This window comes from Bradyrhizobium sp. USDA 4472, assembly GCF_054058595.1.
Window position 1 is genome coordinate 905,349 of sequence record NZ_JBSSAM010000001.1, and the last position, 19,256, is coordinate 924,604.

Annotated in this window: 17 protein-coding genes; 1 reads left to right on the forward strand and 16 read right to left on the reverse strand. The window is 59.5% G+C overall.

All coding sequences use genetic code 11. The annotated features are described in order from the left end of the window. Positions 1-50: 50 nt before the first annotated feature. From ACVWZ4_RS04230 to ACVWZ4_RS04245, 4 genes are read right to left on the reverse strand one after another with little or no spacing between them, the layout of a single operon-like run. A complete protein-coding gene (locus tag ACVWZ4_RS04230) occupies positions 51-905 on the reverse strand; it encodes an alpha/beta fold hydrolase (RefSeq protein WP_456701825.1) in 855 nt (284 codons plus the stop codon). Continuing rightward, positions 902-1,846 carry an NAD(P)-dependent oxidoreductase gene (locus ACVWZ4_RS04235; RefSeq protein ID WP_456701824.1) on the reverse strand — a complete coding sequence of 315 codons (945 nt, stop codon included), beginning with the start codon at positions 1,844-1,846 and terminating at the stop codon, positions 902-904. The genes ACVWZ4_RS04230 and ACVWZ4_RS04235 overlap by 4 nt, the downstream gene beginning before the upstream one ends. Beyond that, positions 1,837-2,853 (reverse strand): transketolase family protein, encoded by a 1,017-nt coding sequence (locus ACVWZ4_RS04240; RefSeq protein WP_456701823.1) that lies wholly within the window; start codon positions 2,851-2,853, stop codon positions 1,837-1,839. Before ACVWZ4_RS04240 ends, ACVWZ4_RS04235 begins: the two co-directional genes overlap by 10 nt. Continuing rightward, positions 2,850-3,689: a transketolase gene (locus ACVWZ4_RS04245; protein ID WP_456701822.1), complete on the reverse strand. Its 840-nt coding sequence runs from the start codon at positions 3,687-3,689 to the stop codon at positions 2,850-2,852. The genes ACVWZ4_RS04240 and ACVWZ4_RS04245 overlap by 4 nt, the downstream gene beginning before the upstream one ends. 220 nt (positions 3,690-3,909) lie before the next feature. Here ACVWZ4_RS04245 and gcvA point away from each other — a divergent pair, with 220 nt between their 5' ends. Further along, positions 3,910-4,803, forward strand: a complete 894-nt coding sequence (gene gcvA / locus ACVWZ4_RS04250; protein WP_456701821.1) for a transcriptional regulator GcvA — start codon at positions 3,910-3,912, stop codon at positions 4,801-4,803. 87 nt (positions 4,804-4,890) lie between these two features. Here the strand turns inward: gcvA and ACVWZ4_RS04255 are convergent, their stop codons facing one another. The 12 genes from ACVWZ4_RS04255 to ACVWZ4_RS04310 all read right to left on the reverse strand — a co-directional run bounded on the left by ACVWZ4_RS04255 (position 4,891) and on the right by ACVWZ4_RS04310 (position 19,241). Next, positions 4,891-5,742, reverse strand: coding sequence for an NAD-dependent epimerase/dehydratase family protein (locus ACVWZ4_RS04255; protein WP_456701820.1), 852 nt, complete (start codon positions 5,740-5,742; stop codon positions 4,891-4,893). A gap of 37 nt (positions 5,743-5,779) precedes the next feature. Next, a complete protein-coding gene (locus ACVWZ4_RS04260) occupies positions 5,780-6,754 on the reverse strand; it encodes an ABC transporter permease (RefSeq protein WP_456705182.1) in 975 nt (324 codons plus the stop codon). 16 nt (positions 6,755-6,770) lie between these two features. Then, positions 6,771-8,351, reverse strand: a complete 1,581-nt coding sequence (locus tag ACVWZ4_RS04265; RefSeq protein WP_456701819.1) for a sugar ABC transporter ATP-binding protein — start codon at positions 8,349-8,351, stop codon at positions 6,771-6,773. Between the two features lie 47 nt (positions 8,352-8,398). Beyond that, positions 8,399-9,526 (reverse strand): substrate-binding domain-containing protein, encoded by a 1,128-nt coding sequence (locus tag ACVWZ4_RS04270; protein ID WP_456701818.1) that lies wholly within the window; start codon positions 9,524-9,526, stop codon positions 8,399-8,401. Positions 9,527-9,859: 333 nt separating this feature from the next. Further along, positions 9,860-10,363, reverse strand: a complete 504-nt coding sequence (locus ACVWZ4_RS04275; protein ID WP_456701817.1) for a hypothetical protein — start codon at positions 10,361-10,363, stop codon at positions 9,860-9,862. A gap of 121 nt (positions 10,364-10,484) precedes the next feature. Further along, entirely contained in the window at positions 10,485-11,141 is a 657-nt protein-coding gene (gene otnC, locus ACVWZ4_RS04280) for a 3-oxo-tetronate 4-phosphate decarboxylase (protein WP_456701816.1), read from the reverse strand. A gap of 104 nt (positions 11,142-11,245) precedes the next feature. Beyond that, a complete protein-coding gene (gene pyk / locus ACVWZ4_RS04285) occupies positions 11,246-12,661 on the reverse strand; it encodes a pyruvate kinase (protein WP_456701815.1) in 1,416 nt (471 codons plus the stop codon). A 59-nt stretch (positions 12,662-12,720) separates the two neighbouring features. Next, on the reverse strand, positions 12,721-13,506 hold the full coding sequence (locus tag ACVWZ4_RS04290; RefSeq protein WP_456701814.1) for an SDR family NAD(P)-dependent oxidoreductase: 786 nt from the start codon (positions 13,504-13,506) through the stop codon (positions 12,721-12,723). Between the two features lie 27 nt (positions 13,507-13,533). Next, positions 13,534-14,559 carry a TRAP transporter substrate-binding protein gene (locus ACVWZ4_RS04295; RefSeq protein WP_456701813.1) on the reverse strand — a complete coding sequence of 342 codons (1,026 nt, stop codon included), beginning with the start codon at positions 14,557-14,559 and terminating at the stop codon, positions 13,534-13,536. A gap of 59 nt (positions 14,560-14,618) precedes the next feature. Then, positions 14,619-16,499 (reverse strand): TRAP transporter large permease, encoded by a 1,881-nt coding sequence (locus ACVWZ4_RS04300; RefSeq protein WP_456701812.1) that lies wholly within the window; start codon positions 16,497-16,499, stop codon positions 14,619-14,621. A gap of 82 nt (positions 16,500-16,581) precedes the next feature. After that, complete coding sequence (locus tag ACVWZ4_RS04305; RefSeq protein WP_456701811.1) at positions 16,582-17,967, reverse strand: four-carbon acid sugar kinase family protein; 1,386 nt, start codon at positions 17,965-17,967, stop codon at positions 16,582-16,584. Beyond that, positions 17,964-19,241, reverse strand: a complete 1,278-nt coding sequence (locus tag ACVWZ4_RS04310; protein ID WP_456701810.1) for a ribulose-bisphosphate carboxylase large subunit family protein — start codon at positions 19,239-19,241, stop codon at positions 17,964-17,966. Before ACVWZ4_RS04310 ends, ACVWZ4_RS04305 begins: the two co-directional genes overlap by 4 nt. Positions 19,242-19,256: the final 15 nt, after the last annotated feature.

Genomic DNA, 19,256 nt, shown 5'->3' on the forward strand with positions numbered 1-19,256 from the left:
AGCAGCTTTGTTGACCGACCTGCGCCGCGGGCTGCATCGCAGCGAATTACTCAATCCTTCTCGGCAAAGAACTTCAGCAAAGCCTGCACGACGAATTCAGGCTGCTCCTCCGCGACCCAGTGGCCGCAATCGGGAATGATGCCGCCTCGTACCTTCGCGGCAACGCGCTTCAGAGATTCTAAGGTCTCCAGTCCACGCCCGAATGCCTTGTCTCCCCCAAGAGCGAGAACAGGCATCTTGAGCTTGCCATTGCGTTCCAGGACTTCGCGATTATCGGAGGCGTCCTTCGCGAACTCGCGGTAGTAGCCGAACATCGCTCGGAAGGCCCCGAGCTTCTTGTACGTGCGGTAGTATTCCTGCTTGTGTTCCTCCGTGATGCAGTTCGCCCTATGACCGTAGTTCTCGAAGAACCAGTCCATCATCAGTTCTTCCCGCCCGGCACAAAGTGCTTCAGGTAGATCCGGCGTGCGGTAGAAAGGATGGTGCCAGCGTCTGCCACCCTGAGACATCTCAGCTCCGTCACCGGGAATCGTGACGTCCAGAACAGCAAGGCGTGAAACGGCTTCCGGATGATGAGCGGCAAGAGAGAACGCAACTGGCCCACCCCAGTCGTGCCCGACGAGGTGGAGGCGGTTTATGCCGAGATGGTCATGGACCAGCTGCCATACGTCTTCAGCGATCGTCTTCTTGTCGTATCCGAAGACAGGACGAGTCGAGTCACCAAGCCCCCTTAGATCCGGAGCAATGACGAGGTATTTCTCGGCCAACTTCGGGAGAATGAAGCGCCATTCGAACGAAGTCTGCGGAATTCCATGGAGAAGCACCACTGCTTCGCCCTGTCCTGCCGTCAGATAGTGAAGGGTGACTTCCTTCAAATCGGCGAACCGTCCGGTGACAACGCTCATGGTTCGCTAGCTCCCGCATCGGCTGTCATGGCACGATAGGCGCGGACAACCTGGCTGTCGTCGATCTGTCCCGCCCCCTGTCCGGATACCGCCAGGAACATTTGCTGAGCGACCGATGCGAGGGGAGTCGGCGCCTTGAGCCGGAGACCCGCATCCAGCACAATTCCGAGATCCTTCACGAAGATGTCGATCGCGCTCGTAACCTTCGGTTCGCTCGCCACCATCCGCGCCCCACGATCACGCAGCATCCAGCTCGAGGCGGAAGACTGCGAGAAGATATCTATCAATATGCGCGGATCTATGCCCGCCTTCGCTCCAAGCGCCACGGCCTCGCCCGCTGCGGCAAGGTGCACTCCGCACAGGAGCTGGTTGATCGTCTTGACCAATGCGCCTTGCCCGGCGCGTTCGCCGACGTGGTGTACTTTGTCGCCCATCGCATCCAGTACAGGCTTCGCGAGCTCGAACGTATCGGGGTTGCATGCGGCCATGATCGTGAGTCCGGCGGATGCCGCGCCCGCGACCCCGCCTGATACCGGAGCGTCGACGAAGCGTCGTCCCTTCGCCTCAACCTGAGCCGCGATCCGCTCAACCTCCGCCGCGGGACACGTGGCCATCAGGACGACCGTCGCGCTCGCCGGCAATGCATCGACGGCTCCGGACTCGAAGAGAATCTGTTCGGCCTGACCGACGTTGACCACCATCAGCAGAAGGAACTCGCAGCCGGCCGCCACATCCCGCACGGACTCGGCCCACGTCCCTCCGTTCTCTTCAAACGCCCCGCGCGCGTTTGCTCGAACGTCGAAGCCCTTCACGCGAAAGCCGCGAGCGCACAAATTGCGCGCCATCTGGGAGCCCATTGATCCCAGCCCGATGAAGCCGATGTGCTTCGCCCCGGAAGCGGGTGAGCTCTGCTGTTGCATGTCGTCCTCAATCAAAGCCATGACTTGATGCTGTTCGTGATCGCGCTGGCGGAAATGCCGTAGCGATCGTGAAGTGTCGGAAGTGCGCCGGCGGCCAGGAATTCGTCCGGAAGTCCTATGTGATGAAACGCCGGATATACGCGCTCGCGCATCAGAAGCGCAGCGACGGCTTCGCCCAATCCGCCGATGACCGAATGGTTCTCGGCAATAACCACGGGCCGACCCGGTTTTCGGCATGCCGCGACGATGGCTTCCGCGTCGAGCGGCTTGATGGTCGGAACGTGCAGCACGGCCGCCTTGATGCGATCGGTCGCGAGCAGCTTCGCGGCCTCCAGGGCGCGCATCGTCAGCAGGCCCGACGCTATGATGAGGACGTCTTCGCCGTCCCGCAATTGCTTCGCTTTACCGAGCTCAAACTGGTACCCGTACTCGTCGAGCACGAGCGGCACCTGCCCCCGCAGAAGCCGCATGTAGACGGGACCCTGGTGCTCGGCAATCGCCGGCACGACCTGCTCAATCTCCAAGGCGTCGCAGGGATCGATGACGGTCATATTGGGCATCGCGCGGAGCAGCGCGAGATCTTCCGTCGCCTGATGGCTGGGCCCGTAGCCGGAGGTCAGGCCGGGCAACGCGCAGGCGATCTTGACGTTGCGGTTCTCCTCCGCAATCGTCTGATGGATGAAGTCGTAGGCGCGACGCGACGCAAAGACGGCGTAGGTCGTGACAAACGGAATGAACCCCTCTGACGCGAGCCCCGATGCGCTGCCGAAAAGCAGCTGCTCGGCCATGCCCATCTGATAGTAGCGATCGGGAAACTCGTTGGCAAAGACGTGGAGATCGGTGTACTTGCCGAGATCTGCCGTCATTCCAACGATCTCCGGACGTCGGCGGGCGACCTCGATAAGCGCGTGACCGAAAGGAGCCGGCTTCGTCGCCTGGCCCTCGGCTGCGATCGAAGCGATCATCGCGGAGGTGGTGAGCCGCGGCTTGCTCGGTGCCGTCACGCCGTTTGTCTTTTTCGGCTTCATGCCGAACTCCCTTCGCCGAGCGCCTCTAGCGCCAGTTTCCACTCGTTCGCGTCGACCCGCATGAAATGGTTTCGTTCACGAGCCTCCAGAAACGGAACCCCTTTTCCCATCAGCGTGTCGGCGATGATCATTCGAGGCCGCGGTCCTTCGTGCGTCTTCGCCGCATCGAAAGCCGCGACAACCGCGTCGAGATTGTTGCCGTCGACCCGTTGCACGAACCAACCGAATGCCCGTACCTTGTCGGCGAGCGGCTCGAAGCCCATCATCTGCTTGGACGGTCCATCGGCCTGCTGATTGTTGACGTCCACGATGGCGATGAGATTGTCGAGCTTGTAGTGGGCTGCCGACATCATAGCCTCCCACTTTGAGCCCTCGTCGAGCTCGCCGTCGGAGAAGAGCGTGTACACGCGACTGTCGGCTCCGCGTCTCTTGAGACCCAGACACTTGCCAACCGCGATGGTTAGACCGAGCCCCAACGAACCGCCGGACATCTCCATTCCCGGCGTGTAGCTCGCCATTCCAGACATGGGCAGTCGGCTGTCATCGAATCCATACGTCTCGAGTTCGCTCTCAGGTACGATCCCGGCCTCGATCAGCGCCGCATACAGGGCGATGGCATAGTGGCCGTTCGAGAGCAGGAAGCGATCGCGGCCGTCCCATTCCGGGTCTTCCGGCTTGTAGCGCATGGCGTGGAAATAGGCCGTCGCCAGGACGTCGGCGATGTCGAGCGCTTGCGCGATGTAACCCTGTCCTTGCACTTCGCCCATGCGCAGCGCGTGGCACCTGATGCGACGGGCTCTTTCGCTCAATGAAATGTTGTGGCCCTGGCCTGTCATATCGCCGCTCCCGTGTTGCGTTGTAAGGCAGCGAAGGCCGAAAGGTCCTTCGCGCTGCGAACCCGTTACGCATGATCGGAGATCCGCTCGACTGCGAGCAGGTTGGGCGTTTCTCCGTTCGGCGGTTATCCATCCGCTGTTTCGTTCGAGACCGTAGCCCCCTTGTCCATTCGCAACAAAAGAATTAAACCATCAGTTAGATGAATGGGGCTCATTCGACGTGTCTGAACTTCCGCAACTTCGTGCCATCCAAATTTTCGAGGCTGCGGCACGCCTCGGATCGTTTCTTCGTGCCGCGGACGAGTTGACGCTCACGCCCTCGGCGGTGAGCCACCAGATAAGGTCGCTGGAGGACGCGCTCGGCGTGCAGCTTTTCCACCGCATCAACCGAGCCGTTATGCTCACGGACATCGGCAGCAAATACGCCGACGAGATCTCCGAGGCATTGGGACGAATTGAAGCCGCGACACATACGATCACACGTCGGGGTAAAAGTGATATCCTCACGATACACTCCGTTCCGAGCTTTGCGAGCCAATGGCTCATGCCACGATTGTCCAGGTTTGGCGCTCTCAATCCCGCAATCGATCTCAGACTCAACGCGTCGGGCGATGCAGCCGATCTTGGAGGCGATGCGGTCGACATCGACATTCGCTATGGGACGTTCGTTCCTGCCGCGTATCTCGGGGTCGATCCTTTCCCTCTCGAAACGATCGTCGTCCTATGCTCGCCCAAATTGATGAAAGGGGCCTCGCGTATTCGCACAGCAGCCGACCTCAAGAAGCACGTCCTCATCCACTCTGAGGTCAATCTCTATAGGTGGCGACACTGGGCCGAAGAAAAGAAGGTCGAATTGGATCTCGAACGAGGTCCCCGCTTCGATCGATCGTTCATGGCAATCAGCACCGCCGTGGACGGCCTCGGTGTCTGTTTGGAAAGCCGACTTCTGGTGCAGCGTGAACTGGAGGATGGGCGGCTTGTGATGCCGTTCGGCGCATCCGGCAGGCGGATAAAGTGTCATAGCCTCGTCTACCGACGATCCCGCGCGAACGTTCCGAAGATCGCGACATTCCGGTCGTGGCTGGTGCGTGCCCTCAAGGAAACAGACACGTGAACCGCTCAGAGTCCGGTCCGCGCAACGCCTGCAGATGCGCATGGTCCGGCCCTCGATCTAGCCGCTGTCCGGCGGGAAAAGTGCCACTCATTTGGATTCACGCCAGCTATGGGCCGGAGCATAGCCGAGCATCCGGCGCGCCTTGTCGATCGAGAGGAGCGTTTCGCTGCCCTTGACCGCCCTCTTTAATGGCACCCCGGGAAAGTACTTTGCGGCGAGTTCGGCGCTCGGCGTAGCAAAGACTGTATCCTGATTTGCTATCACAAAGACCTCCGCTCCCTTCAAGTCGGACTCGAGCGACAGCCGAACGGCCTGCGCCCCGTCCCGTGCGTCGATGTAACCGAATAGATTGAACTTGCGGACTTCCGGATCGAACGAGGGGAAGTCGGCGTATTCAGAGGGATCCATTACGTTCGAGAAGCGGAGGCAGATAATCTTGGTTTCGCCATCCCACCGGCAAAATTGGCGCGCCAACTCTTCTCCAACCGCCTTGGAGAGCGAGTAGGCGGTCTCCGGTCGCGCAGGATAGTCCTCATCGACCGGCAAGTAAGGGGGCGGATTCTCGTACGGGAGGCCGAGCAGAGTCTCGCTCGAGGCCCAGACGATGTTCCGTATCTGAAGACGCCGCGCGGCCTCGAAAACGTTGTACGTGGTCAAGGTGTTTATTCTGAAAACCTCGCCGCTGGGCTTGACGCCCGGCATCGGAATAGCTGCCAGATGCACGATCGCGTCGACGCGACGATTGTGGTTCCAATCCATACCTGACAGTAGCTCGACCGTGCGGTCCAGGCTGGTGAGGTCAACCTCGACGAAGGGGCAGATGCGCTGCTCAGGGGGCGAAACGTCGGCGTTGATCACGCTGTAACCGCGGTCCAGTAGATCACGGGCGCAGGCCCTGCCCAGTTTTCCGCTGCCGCCGGTCACGATCACCAAGGTCATCTGCACTTTCCTTCTCGACTAGTAAGCTCTCGACCGATCAAGAGCGCTGGTTGCGACCCAGCGCCACGGCTAAGACGATCAGTACGCCCCGCGCCATAAGTTGTTGGCTGAAATCGAGACCCAACAGAATCAGGCCGTTGTTGATCACACCAATCAGCAGAGCCCCGACGATCGATCCCACCACGGTCCCGGCTCCGCCAAACAGGCTGGTACCGCCCAGAACGACGGCTGCAATGACGGACAATTCGTCTCCTTCCCCGAGCTGAAAACGCCCTGATTGGAGTCGCCCCGCATAGAGCATTCCGGCGATCGATGCCGCAGTTGCTGTAATCATAAGCGCCTGGAATTTCACGGTGCGCGTCTTGACGCCACTGTAGCGCGCTGCGGTTTCGCCGCCGCCAGTAGCTAGGATTTTTCTACCGAAAGGCGTCCTACGCAGCGTGATGTGAGCAACGGTCCCAAGTACAGCGACCCAAAACACCAATACCGGCACGGGACCAATGTTGCCCGAGCCGAAAATCGCGATGAACGTATCGTTGATGACCGGCACGGGCGAGGTTCCGCTCGTCCACATACCCAGCCCGCGCGCGAATCCCATCATCCCCAGGGTTACGAGGAAGGAAGGAATACCGATCCAGGCGGTGAGTCCGCCGTTTACCGCCCCCACGAGCAAACCCGTGGCGAGACCGGCCAGGACGCTGGGGATCAAGCCGTAGCGACTAAGTGCCATACTGGAGATGACGGATGCCAGGCCGGCGATTGCGCCCACCGACAGGTCGATCTCGCCGGCGCACAACACGAACGTCATGGCCATCGCCATGATGGAGATGATTGCCGTCTGGCGCGTGATGTTCAGCAGATTGTTCGTCGACAGAAATCCGCGATCGCTCAAGACAATCGCAAAGACTGCGAAGATTACGGCGAAGCCGATGTAGACGACATACTGCCTCCAGTTAGCAATGAGCGAAAAGCTCCGCCTGTTCCGGGCTGGATCTATGGACGCTGTTGTCATCGTCGTGCCATTCTCTTCAGCGCGCTGGAGCATTGAGCCGGACTTCTTGAATCAACACTTGCAAGCCGTGCTCGGCCTTTGCGATGCGCGTTCCACCATCCGAACCGGACGGATCCTGGTCCTCCGTCCAACTGGATATCTCGTCCCTGGTTACTTCTCTGACGAGACGGCCGTCACTCATGATGAGGACCCGGTCGCTTACTGCAAGCAGTTCGGCAATCTCGGAGGAGATCATGACGACGGCGCGCCCTTCGTCGGCTAACCCGCGAATGAGTTCGACGATTTCCGACTTGCTGCCAACATCTATGCCTGCTGTAGGCTCGTCCAGAATGAAGATATCGGGGTCAGTGGCCATCCATTTGCCCAGCACGACTTTCTGCTGGTTCCCGCCGGAGAGAGTCCGCACCGGGATAGCGTCCGTTTCAGCCTTGATTCTCAGTTTCTGAACGATACTTTCAGTCGATGCCGTTTCCACGGCATTGTCGATCAAAGGCCCCCGAGCGAGATCGTCGATCCTCGGGAGAGCGAGGTTGGCTCGCACGCTATGGGCAACGATCAACCCCTCGCGCGATCGGCTTTCCGGTATCAACGCGATCCCTGCGTCCATTGCGGCGCGCGGCCGATCGATCTCGATCTGCCTCCCCTTGACCCTGATGTCGCCGGAGACTTTCCGGTCGATACCGAACATGACGCGCGCAAGTTCGCTCCGTCCGGATCCGAGCAAGCCAGCGATACCGAGCACCTCTCCCGCGTGCAGCTTGAACGAGACGTCTATCGGCTTTTCCGCCCCGGAAACGTTGCGCAGCTCGAGGACCGGCGGTCGGGAACGATCGACGGTCCGTGGACGCCAGTCGAATGCCCCGACGCGCTTGCCGATCATGTGCTCGACAAGATCCTGAATCTGCATCTGCTTCAGAGAGGCGGTCGCGACGTTGCGTCCATCGCGAAGAATCGTCACATGCTCGGCGACGCGATAGATTTCGTCCATGCGGTGCGAAACGTAGATGATGGCGACGCCGTCCCCCGTGAGGCGCTTCAGCACGCCGAACAGATGCTCCACCTCGAACGCGCTGAGCGCAGAGGTAGGCTCGTCCATGATGAGCACCCGCGCGTTTTGCGAGATCGCCTTCGCGATTTCGACCATTTGCATCTGACCGGCACTCAACTTCCCGACCGGGCTGTTCGGATCGAGATCGAGTCCCAATTCGGCCATCAAAGCGTGCGCTCTTGTCGCCGCGGCACGGTCGTCCACGAAGATGCCGAATCGTCGCGGTTCTCGCGTGAGAAAGATGTTCTGCGCTATGGTGAGGGAAGGAATGAGGCTCAGCTCTTGAAAGATCATTCCGATTCCCAAAGATCGAGACATCTCGGGACTATGGGTGCTCATTGGCCGACCGAAAACGCAGATGGAGCCGTCGGTCGGCGCAAGTACACCTTGAAGAATTTTGAGCAGCGTGGACTTACCAGCGCCGTTTTCTCCCATCAGCGCATGAACCGTGCCGCGATCGACGGAGAAGTCTACGCCCCGGAGGACATTGAGTCCGCCGAAGGCCTTCTTGATTCCAGTCATCTCGACCGCGGCGGTATCTTTGGTCATTACGCTGATCCTCACGTCGAGGAAATCGAGGCGGGTCTCGTGCCCTGCTACTTCATCGCGTCCGTGACCACCTTGGGCGGCTCGGTGCCATTGGATTTGGGCCAGGCTGCGACGAGATTCTCCTTTGACACCGCGAGCGCGGGAAGAACCACGTAAGCCGGCGCCTCCTTGCCAAGCAATGCATAGCCGGCGAGCATACCTTCGGCGTAGCCCGCTCCGTAGGGCCGTTGTGATCCGGTGCCGCGAACGAAGCCGTTCTTGGCCATGTCAATCGCGATATTGACCCCGAGATCGCAAGTCGTGATTGCCAGATCTTTGGGTGCGCGTCCGCTCGCACGCGCCGCGGCCAACACGCCCTCGGTTGGCACATCCCAAACCGCCCAAATCCCGTTCAACTCGGGATGAGCGGTGAGCATTCCGGACGCGATCCGCTCGGATTCACCGGCGAAGTCGGGCCCACCCACTCCCTGTTCCACTGCTACCTTGATCTCCGGATAGGCCTTGATCGCCTCCTTGAACCCGACCACACGCTCCTTTGTGGCGAACAGGTCGGATGCGTGCGGGATCAATCCGATATTCCCCTTGCCGTTGAGCGCTTGGGCCATGAGCAGCGCTGCTGCCTTCCCCATACCGCGGTTGTCGGAGGAGACGAGGCTTACGTATTCCTTTCCGGGCACCATGCCGGCTCCGGTTTGATCGAGAAAGACGATCTTGATGCCTGCAGCAGCAGCTCGTTTGTAGGCGGCTGACGTAGCGCTCTGCTCGGCCGGTACCGAGATCATCACATTCGGCTTACGCGCCATGACCGTCTCGATATCGGAAACCTGCTGCTCGGCCTTGTAGCCGGCGTCGGTCACTGCGATGATCTTGATACCCAGTTCGTCGAGAGCCGCCTTTTGACCGGCCATCTGAGCCTTGGCCCAATCGGACGCGGTATAGTGCATCACGATAGCCGCAGTCGCGTTCATCGACTTTACTTTCGCGATCTCGTCGGCGGTCAGCTTGATGTCACTCGCGAGCACCGGCTTCTCGCCGTTCGGCCCTGGCGCAGGGTGCTCTTCGATTTCCTTGAGCGCCGGCGCGATATCGGCCGAATGAGCCGGCGGCGCCACGATCGCGGCAAGTGCGACAGCAACGGCAGCAACGACGTACTTCTTCGAGAACAGATTAACCATCAGATCCCTCCCATCACGCAATCGTCGATGTACTTATTAATGCATACATTAATGGACGCGTAGGCTTGCTGTCAATCCCGAACGAGAAGTCGTGAAGCGTTTCCGATTCGTGGCGAACCAAGAAAGATGCATCGAGTGCGCGCGGCAGTGCCCTCCATCCGCCGGCGCCGCGCGCGCGGAGAAGCTGCACAAGCCCGGGCGCTTGTACGCGAAACCGAGACAGGACGCGGATGCTGTCTGCCTTGCTGCTTAGCAGCGAGGCCAAGCGCACATTGCCGGAGGCTTGAGCAGGATCAAAAGGCGACGTTGCTTGGCGACTCCAGGGGTATCAGCTCAAGGATCAAGAACATCATCCACCAGGGTCCTATACATGGGCGCACGAAGTTGAAGGACGAGCTCGCCCGCTCGCTTACCGTCGTTAGCGATGGCATCCAGCGCTCGCCGGACTTCCTCCAGGTCTGGCGGTTGAGCGCTCAGCCAATTCAAGGCCGCCTGAGCATTAATGATCGTCGCTGTGAGCGCGTTGATGGCGGCAGTATGGGTACGCAAAGAATCCACTGTGGTCTGCAACTGCGCTCCGCTTTTCGCATCGCCCTGATTTCCTTCTGGTTCGGCGTCGCGGGTGCGATGCACCCAACGCGGCCTTAAACCCTGAACAGCGTTCGCAACCTTCCGGATCACATCGAGGACGAGGTCAGGCTGGCACAGCTTGCGAAATCGGCCGCTGTCGGCCGCGAAGGCAGAAGCGCCTATGCCTTTTACGACAAGACGTTGAAACTCCGGTTGAACCGTGCGGCCCTTGTTGGCCACGATGCACCAACTCGACTTCCAGGACATAGCGCGCTCCCTCAGTGGGGGTGAGAACGATTCGGCGCTGTCGGCCCGAGGGGCCACTCCAACGTCGATGCAACAGCCAACTTCTTCCCTTCGGTTCTTTGTAAGTTTTTGATGACCCCCCCTAGTGGGAAATATCCGGAAATGAGAGCTTGAAGGTCTTCGCCAAATCCTGTTCCTGCTCCGGCGATAGGTAGCGGGGGTTGAGTCCACGTAACAGCAAGTAGAGCCTCGCGGTCTCCTCCAATTCTTCGGTTGCGAAGACGGCAGCTTCTAACGTATCGCCCGCAACCACAGGGCCATGGTTGGCGAGCAAGACGGAGGAATACTTCCCCCCAAGCCCCTTGATCGCGTTCGCAACGGCAGGATCGCCTGGCCGATAGTACGGCACCAGAGCGGTCCGACCACATCTCATGAGGTAATAGGGGGTCATCGGCGGGAGGACGGCGCGCGGATCAACCTCGGGCAACATCGAGACCGCGACCGAATGAGCCGAATGAAGATGTACCACGGCGCGGGTCGCACTTCGGGTCTGGTACAGCGCGGCGTGCAACGGGACTTCCTTCGTCGGCGTATCCCCCGATAGGACCCTTCCCTGCGCGTCTAGCCGTGTGATCCGATCGGGATCAAGGAATCCGAGCGATGCGTTGGTGGGCGTCACTAGCCAGCCGCCGTCATTGAGCCCGACGCTGATATTGCCGGACGATCCCGGCGTGAGACCGCGCTCAAACAGGGAGCGGCCGAAGCGGCAGATTTCATCTCGCAACTTGCTATCGCTCACTGTCGGTCCGCCATTCGTCGACTTACGGCGTCTACGTCACACATTCGAGTGAATCCGATCTGGCCGGTCGCAGCCCGCCTTCAAAGACGGGCCCCTTCAAAGATTCACGGTACTGCGATGACGCGGATATTGTTCGTGGTTCCAGCTTGCGCGAACGGGATACCCGCAACGATCACCACGTGGTCCAGGGCTTCTGCGAAACGCTCCCCGACCGCGGTAGAGACAGCGCGCGACACCATCTCCTCATAGTTGCTCACGTCGGATGAGAACACGCTGTGCGTCCCCCAGAGAAGACACAGACGACGAGCGGTGTGCGAGCTCGGCGTAACGGCAAGCACAGGCACATCTGGACGGCGGCGGGCGATGCGTGCTGCGGTCGTGCCTCCGGACGTGTACACGACGATGGCCGCCGCATGGATCGCCGACGCCAAGCCGGCCGCAGCTGCGGCCACGGCGTGAGGCGGCGTTTGCTCCTCGTCGGGACGCAAGGCATCGACGATGGAACGATACATTTTGTGACGTTCGGTGCTGCAGATGATGCGATCCATCATCTCCACCGCCTCGCGTGGATATCGGCCGACGGCTGACTCCGCTGACAACATCACGGCGTCGGATCCATCGTAAATGGCCGTGGCGACATCGGACGCTTCTGCGCGCGTCGGCGACGGCGAGGACACCATAGAATCCAGCATTTGGGTGGCTACGATCACAGGCTTAACCGCCAAACGACAGGCTCGCACCAGCTCCTTTTGCCGGCCGGGGACGTCTTCGTGGGGAATTTCCACGCCGAGATCACCGCGCGCCACCATGACCGCGTCGGACAAGCCGATGATGTCATCGATCCGATCGAGCGCAGCCGGCTTCTCGATTTTCGCAATGAGCCCTGCCCGATCTCCGATGAGCCCCCTCGCCTCGAGGAGATCTCCCGGTCGTTGCACAAACGACAGCGCGACCCAGTCGACGCCGAGCCGAAGACCGAAGTCGAGGTCGGATCGGTCTTTTGGGGTGAGTGGAGACACGTCGAGGATTGTGCCCGGCAGGTTAACGCCCTTCTGGTCGGAAAGCTTCCCGCCAACGATTACCTCGGCTTCGAGACTGTCGCTGAAGAGCGACTTGACGCGAACGCGCAGCCGACCATCGTCGATCAGCAGGTCGTGACCAGGTGCCGCCGCCGCAAACACTTCGGGATGCGGCAACGGGATAGCAGTCCGATCGCCAAGTGCGCCTTTTTGGACAAATCGAATGGTCTCACCGGCCGCTATCATCAAGCTCCTATCACGTAATGTGCCGATCCGGATCTTCGGCCCCTGGAGGTCCAGCAAGATGCCTATCGGCCGGCCCATTTCAATTTCGAGAGCGCGTATCGCCGCGTGTACCTTGGCGTGATCCTCCTTTGCCCCGTGACTAAAATTGAGGCGAAAGGTATCGACGCCAGCCTCGAACAAAGTCCGAAGCATCTCAGGCTCGCAGGACGCTGGCCCGACGGTTGCTACGATTTTCGCTCGGCGGCTTCGGCGCACGTGAATAGCCTCCCAATGATACCGGGCTCGCTCCGACGAAGCAGCCCTGCAAGGACTAACTACCGCGGAGGGGTCTTGTCCGGCCCGAACATCAGGCCAGCTTCACGGAAGCCGCCGTCGACATTCAACGTGTGACCGTGGACATATCTGCTCTCATCCGACGACAGAAAGACTGCTGCGTCGGCGATCTCTTCAGGAGTTCCATAGCGGCTCATTGGAATGAGATATTCATAGGCCCGACGCGTGGCCGGATCGTGCGCGGTCTTGGCCATCTCGGTTTCAATTGCTCCCGGAGCGATGTTGTTGACGTTGATGCGGTACTGAGCAAGTTCGACCGCCATGACCTTTGTCAGCAACTCCAAACCGGCTTTTGCTGCACCATACGCTCCCCGTCCATTCCCACCGCGCTGCCCCGAGAGCGACGCGATATTTATGATCTTGCCACCACGGCCTTGCTTGACCATCTGGCGCGACACCGACTGCGCTACGATGAACGCGCCGGTCAAATTGATCGAGATCATACGCTGCCAATCCTCGAGCTTGATATCGAGGAATGGCGTGTTGCCACCAATTCCAGCGTTGTTGATCAGGATATCAATTCCCCCGCAGCGGCGGACCATTTCGTCCATCAGTTCGCTTACCGACCCCTGATCCGCCACGTCCACTCGTAGCCCCAAGTGATCCCGGTCGGCATGTTCGAGAGAGTTCGCCGCCGCCTTCGCGCCATTGAGGTTGAGATCCGCGATTACAATGCGTGCTCCCTCGCGCGCCAACGCCTTTGAGATCGCAAAGCCGATGCCCCGCGCCCCTCCGGTGACGAGCGCCACCCTGTTATTCAATCTCATATCAGTCCAGCTCCTAATTCTTCGTCTTCACGTTAGTTTCCCGGTCGTGCGCTCAAGCGTCGTCCACAGCTCCTCGCCGTACTTGGTCCGCCATTCCTTGTAAAAGCCTGCTGCGCGAAGTGCATCGCGGAAAGCGCCGACGTCCGGCTCATTGAAGATTAGGCCTTTCTTTGTCAGATCACCGCGCAAGGACGTGGCCAGCACGGCCATATCCTTCCTCTCGGCCATGGCCGCATCGTTGATGGCCGTAGCGATGATGTCACGAAGATCCTGCGGGATGGCTTCCCAATTCCGCTTGTTGGCCACGCAGAAGAACGCATCCCACATGTGGCCAGTCAGAGCGCAATATTTCTGAACTTCGAACAGGTTGGCAGTAAAGATGTTTGCCAGCGAATTTTCCTGTCCGTCGACGATCTTTGTCTGGAGCGCGGAGTAAAGCTCGCTGTAATTGATCGCTGTCGGCGCGGCACCGAAGGCCTGGAACATAGAAGTCCACAGTGCGCCGACGGGGACACGGATCTTGACGCCCTTCAGATCCGCCGGGGTATTGATCTGCTTTGTGCTGGTCGTGATGTTGCGGAAACCATTGTCCCACATCTTTGTCATCGGCACGAGGTTTGCCTTGCTAATATTGGTTCGCAACGCATCGCCAAGCTCCCCGTCCATCGCTTTCCAGACAGCATCGTAGTCCGGAAAGATGAATCCCAATCCGTAGATCGACGCTGATGGAACGATTGTCGAGAGCACGTTTATCCCGGAATTGAGAAACAGATCGAGCCCGCCAGCGCGCAGCTGCGACAGCATGTCCGTGTCGCCGCCGAGTTGGTTGTTGGGAAACACATTGATTTCGACCCGGCCCTTCGTTTCAGACAACACGCGATCGGCCGCTTCGCGAGCTCGCGCCGTGATCGGGTGCGATTCGGCGAGATCGAACCCCCATCGGAGCCGAAACTCCGCTGCAGCCCGCGCAGGCTTGACGGGCAATCCGACACCCGCGGCCAACGCTACCGACGCTGCTCCTTGCAATAACGTCCTGCGATCAACACTCTTCATCATTCCCTCCAATGTGTTTACTTGCTTAGATTAGAGATCACTCGTCGCGCGCTCTGCGCTTACAAGAACCCCGTTGAAATCCAGGGGATCGACGCCACGATCACAAGTCCAATCAATAAGGCCAACATGTAGCCAAGGATCGGTCTCATCCCGGCATCAGGATTCACCCGGCTAATTGCGCACGCGGCGTAGTAGCCGACGCCAAACGGTGGCGCGAAGAGACCCACACCCATCGCCAATATGACAACCATCGAATAGTGAACTAGATTGATCCCGACGGCCTGAGCGATTGGGAAAAGCAATGGACCAAAAAGAACGATGGCGGGAATACCCTCGAGCACACTGCCAAGTATGACGAAGGCCAGGATCGAGACTGCCATGAAACTTATTGACCCGCCCGGCAACTGTTTCATCGCAACCGCGAGAGAGCGAGAGAAGCCCGATTGCGTCAGGCTCCAAGCCATAGACGTCGCAGTGCCGATGATGAAGAGGATCGCGCCGGACAAGCTCGCCGTTTCCACGAGCATCGGCTTGATGCGCCGCCAGTCGAACTGCCTGTAAAATAGAGCGCCAATGATGATCGAGTAGAATATTCCAATGGTTGAGACTTCGGTGGCCGTCGCCACACCTTCAATGACAGCGGATCTGATGACGAAAGGCAGAACAATTGCCGGCACCGCAAGCAGGAATGTCTTGCCGATTTCCTTTGCCGAGGCGCGGCGGACGAGGCTGCGGTCCTCGCTGCGGTATCTCCATGCGATGACGCAACAGAGGGTGATCGCCAGGATGATGCCCGGAAGTAGTCCGCCCGTGAACAGAGCCGCAATGGAGACACCGGTGACCGAGCCGATTGTTATAAGAACGATGCTGGGCGGAATCGTCTCTGTTTGAGCCCCTGTCGCCGCCAGCAGCGCGACGAGGTCGCCTTCGTTCGCGCCTCGACGCTTCATTTCCGGGAACAAGACCGGTGCCACCGCGGCCATGTCAGCGGCCTTCGATCCGGAAATGCCTGAGACAAGGTACATCGCTCCAACGAGCACGTACAACAAGCCCCCGCGCACGTGACCCAATAGGCTGGCCAGGAACGCAACCATGGCTCGCGCCATGCCGGTCATCTCGATGAGCTGACCAAGAAACACGAACAATGGGACCGAAAGTAGGATCAGATGGCTGACACCTTCGTCAATGCGGCCGACGATGATGAGCGGCGGGGTTCTGGTCGTAAGCATGAGATAGCCGAACGTTGCCAGACCAAAGGAAAAGGCGATCGGTACGCCCGCGAAGACGGCGCAGGCCACTACTACCACAAAGAAGATTATGAGATTTGCGTTGCCAAGAGGCGCAAAGAGAGGCTTAAGCAGCCAAAATACCCCGACGATAAGCGCAACGAAGGCGAGCGCACTGACAACCTGTCTTGCATCACCGAGCCGCACGAGGCGAAGGAGTGCGAACATGCCCATCAAGCTGAAGCCGACAGGAGCGGCGGACGCTCGCCATGCGTTGGAGAGATCCATCGCTGGTGTTCTAACGATGGCTTCCTCGAGTGCATACTCGAGCGCGGCTGGGAACAGTAGGATGACGAGGCACAGCGATGCGGCCAGCGCGATTGCGTCGAGGTGAGCCCGCATTCTGGGAGACACGTACGCGAATAGCGCCGTCATTCTCATGTGCTCACCGCGTCGCAACGCTATGGCGGACCCTAGCATCACGAGCCAGAGAAACAGCATGGAAGCCAGCTCGTCCGACCAAATGATGGGCTTGAGGAAAACGTACCTTGCCATAACTCCTGCAAACAGCAGCAGAATCTCGGCCGTAAGCAGGATGGTGACAAAGGCCTCAAGAATGTAGCCAAGCAGCTTGTCGGCGCCGCCAGCGATTGTATGCAGGACGTTTTGCCGTGAGCTCTCCGTCTCCTCTAGCAAGAGCGTATGCGAGGTCATGGCGCCCGGGCCCTCCTGCACGGCTGCGCCGCCTGAAGCGATCGTTCGGACACGCATCGGCATCTTCTCTTTTGCGTTCTTATCAAACCCGGCCCAGCCATCCGCGCTTGAAGAACTCTTCGTCGCCCAGTTGGCCGCCTTTGAATGCAATCTGAAGCCCGTCCAGACGTCCGCGGATTGATCTCGCTCGGCAGAGTGGGACGCCGGGGCTTACGCGAGAATCAATTTCAAGAGCATCGATGTCCAATAGCTGTGCAACCTGGCTCGACGTATCGCCTCCTGATAACAGCAATCTGTTTAAGGGTACCATCTCAAGGATGTCACTGACGAGCTGCCCCATCTTCCGGCCAAGGTCTCTGCCACCTTCATGCTTGGCCAATTCTCGTGACATGCCGCCGCTAACCAGCATATCGATCATCCTTGCGATGCGCGGATCATCGGGACCACGAGCGGTGTGTAATATGACGCTGCGGCCTTCCTTGAGCAGCGCGACGGTACGTTCGACGACTTGCCTCGCGGCTGTCTCATGTCGGCTATCATCGAGTAGAGCAGCAGCGTCGAGTGGTACCTCTGCGAATCCAGCCCGCACGGCGGCATTGATCTGTAGCGCTGTCACGGGCGAGGCACTACCTGACACGGCCAGGACCTGATCGACCGAAGCCGGGTTGCCGTAGGTGCTGGAGGCGGGAGGAATCTCACCGGCCTCCTGCCACCATTGCGTCAGGGCATACTCCACACCCGACGGTCCAATCACAAATGCGCTTCCGCTAATCCCAGCCCATTCAGTGAGAAGTCGGCCGACCTGCGTAAGCTGGGACGCATTCGCGGAGTCCAGCAGGATGGCGTCGGCCCCACCCTCAGTCAAATCATTGAACTGCCGAGCGGCCGCGTCATGACCTTGGTCTAAGAAGGGATACGTCAGCTTTTCGATTCTGAGAGTTGCCTGCCGGGCAATGTGAAGGGCCAGATCGCTTTCATTCATGGGCGTCACGGGGTGAACGCTCATGACCGGATGCCTATCGATGCGATAGACATTCCCATCGGTTCCCGATCGGGCAAACAGATTTCCAAAGATGCAATATCTTTGGAGCGATGGCGTGCCACCAACGATCGGAACTGGGTCACCGAAGATAGACTTCGCGATTTCGATCACCCGACCGATGCTGCCAATCTCCGGCGAGCTGTCAAAGGTTGAGCATACCTTGTAGTGCACGATCGGTGCACGGAGAGATGCAAGGTAGCGTAGATCCTTTTCCAGATGCTCGTTCATCTCCCGGGGGGACATGCTGCGGCTCACACCGGCAAGGCCGACCACGTCGATGTCCCCGAAATGCTTCAAGACGTCAGGGCTTGGAGGCCGGAGAAAGAGAGCAGCGCGGAGCCCAGCAAATGCGACGACTTCAAGGGCATCCGTCGATCCAGTAAAGTCGTCGCCATAGAATGCCAACCGATAGCGAGGTTGCGTCACGATGCGCCCCCGAACTTGGACAGCGCGAGTTGAAGCGCCGCATGTGATTTTGCGTATTCGGCCACGGGTATACCCTGGGCCGCCGCTTCCCAGGCTTCGCGCAAGCTCAAAACCCCGTCAGCGATACCGCCGGGATGCCCCATGATTCCACCGCCGGCGAGATGCATGAGGTCTACACTTCCAAGACGCTCGAATGTGTCTCCGGCTTGCCCCGCCCACTGCCCTGAAGAGAAGACAGGCATCATCGGTTTGACACCAGAAAACGCGGCGAGACATGAGCTTGCGGACTGGATGACAGAATCATCCGGCTCCCAGAATTTGCTCCTGAGGCCATTGACGTGCAGATGATCGACGCCCGTCAGTCGCCACAGTTTTTGAAATGCCAGGAAATCGAAGCCCAGCCATGGATGGCGGGTAAATAAACCCCATCCATTGCGATGGCCATGAATTGGAAGATCAGTATATGTTCGCAGGTGTTCAATCGCGGAGAAGCCGCACCAATTGACGCTGACCATCACGCACGTTCCGCCGGCCTGTAACACCAAATCATGGCGACGTCGCATGTCGTCGATCGAACCACTGATGTTGATCGCGTACATTGGCTTACGCCCCAACCGGTCGGCATGCCTTTCGATCACAGGAAAAACCGCCTTCAAACGCTCTTCGAACGGCGCGTAAGGCGGGTCTGCGATTAACTCGTCATCCTTGAGAAAATCGATGTCGGCTTCGCAGATCTTGTCGACCAGCGAGGAAGTCTCGGACGGAGACATGCCAATACTTGGCTTCAAGATAGTACCGATGAGCGGCCGACCAAAAACGCCGGCCAGCCGCCGGGTGCCATCAACGCCGAACTTCGGGCCGGGGAAAGTGGCTGCGTAGCCGTCCGGCAGGCCTATATCGAGGAGCCGAAGCCCTGTGGTCTCGCCGAGCTCGAATAGATTGCCTGCAATTGTCGCTAATAGCGTCGGGATATTGCGGCCTACGTTATCGATCGGAAACGCGATTTCGATCTCGCCGCGCCGAAACGCCTTTGATTTCTGCCTCCGCTCGACGAAGGCGCTACGCAAGGTCGGAGTGTCGACGGATGGCAGTTCGGTTACCCGTACCACCCGTGCGCGCGACCTCTTCTTCAGTTCGTCCGTTTCGCCGGGCAAGGAGAGAAATGTCCCGCTCGACTGCTCTCCCGCGATGACTTCCGCCGCCCTCTCGAGACTATCGCCAGTCTCGACCAGGTAACGCGCCGTGAATTCGGATCGCGGATTGTCGCTGCGCATTGTGACGCCCTGCTG

Bases quoted from the DNA above. Each gene is read 5' to 3' on its own strand.
- ACVWZ4_RS04230 (WP_456701825.1), bottom strand. From the start codon at position 905: ATGAGCGTTGTCACCGGACGGTTCGCCGATTTGAAGGAAGTCACCCTT.
- ACVWZ4_RS04235 (WP_456701824.1), bottom strand. From the start codon at position 1,846: ATGGCTTTGATTGAGGACGACATGCAACAGCAGAGCTCACCCGCTTCC.
- ACVWZ4_RS04240 (WP_456701823.1), bottom strand. From the start codon at position 2,853: ATGAAGCCGAAAAAGACAAACGGCGTGACGGCACCGAGCAAGCCGCGG.
- ACVWZ4_RS04245 (WP_456701822.1), bottom strand. From the start codon at position 3,689: ATGACAGGCCAGGGCCACAACATTTCATTGAGCGAAAGAGCCCGTCGC.
- ACVWZ4_RS04255 (WP_456701820.1), bottom strand. From the start codon at position 5,742: ATGACCTTGGTGATCGTGACCGGCGGCAGCGGAAAACTGGGCAGGGCC.
- ACVWZ4_RS04260 (WP_456705182.1), bottom strand. From the start codon at position 6,754: ATGACAACAGCGTCCATAGATCCAGCCCGGAACAGGCGGAGCTTTTCG.
- ACVWZ4_RS04265 (WP_456701819.1), bottom strand. From the start codon at position 8,351: ATGACCAAAGATACCGCCGCGGTCGAGATGACTGGAATCAAGAAGGCC.
- ACVWZ4_RS04270 (WP_456701818.1), bottom strand. From the start codon at position 9,526: ATGGTTAATCTGTTCTCGAAGAAGTACGTCGTTGCTGCCGTTGCTGTC.
- ACVWZ4_RS04275 (WP_456701817.1), bottom strand. From the start codon at position 10,363: ATGTCCTGGAAGTCGAGTTGGTGCATCGTGGCCAACAAGGGCCGCACG.
- ACVWZ4_RS04290 (WP_456701814.1), bottom strand. From the start codon at position 13,506: ATGAGATTGAATAACAGGGTGGCGCTCGTCACCGGAGGGGCGCGGGGC.
- ACVWZ4_RS04295 (WP_456701813.1), bottom strand. From the start codon at position 14,559: ATGAAGAGTGTTGATCGCAGGACGTTATTGCAAGGAGCAGCGTCGGTA.
- ACVWZ4_RS04300 (WP_456701812.1), bottom strand. From the start codon at position 16,499: ATGACCTCGCATACGCTCTTGCTAGAGGAGACGGAGAGCTCACGGCAA.
- ACVWZ4_RS04310 (WP_456701810.1), bottom strand. From the start codon at position 19,241: ATGCGCAGCGACAATCCGCGATCCGAATTCACGGCGCGTTACCTGGTC.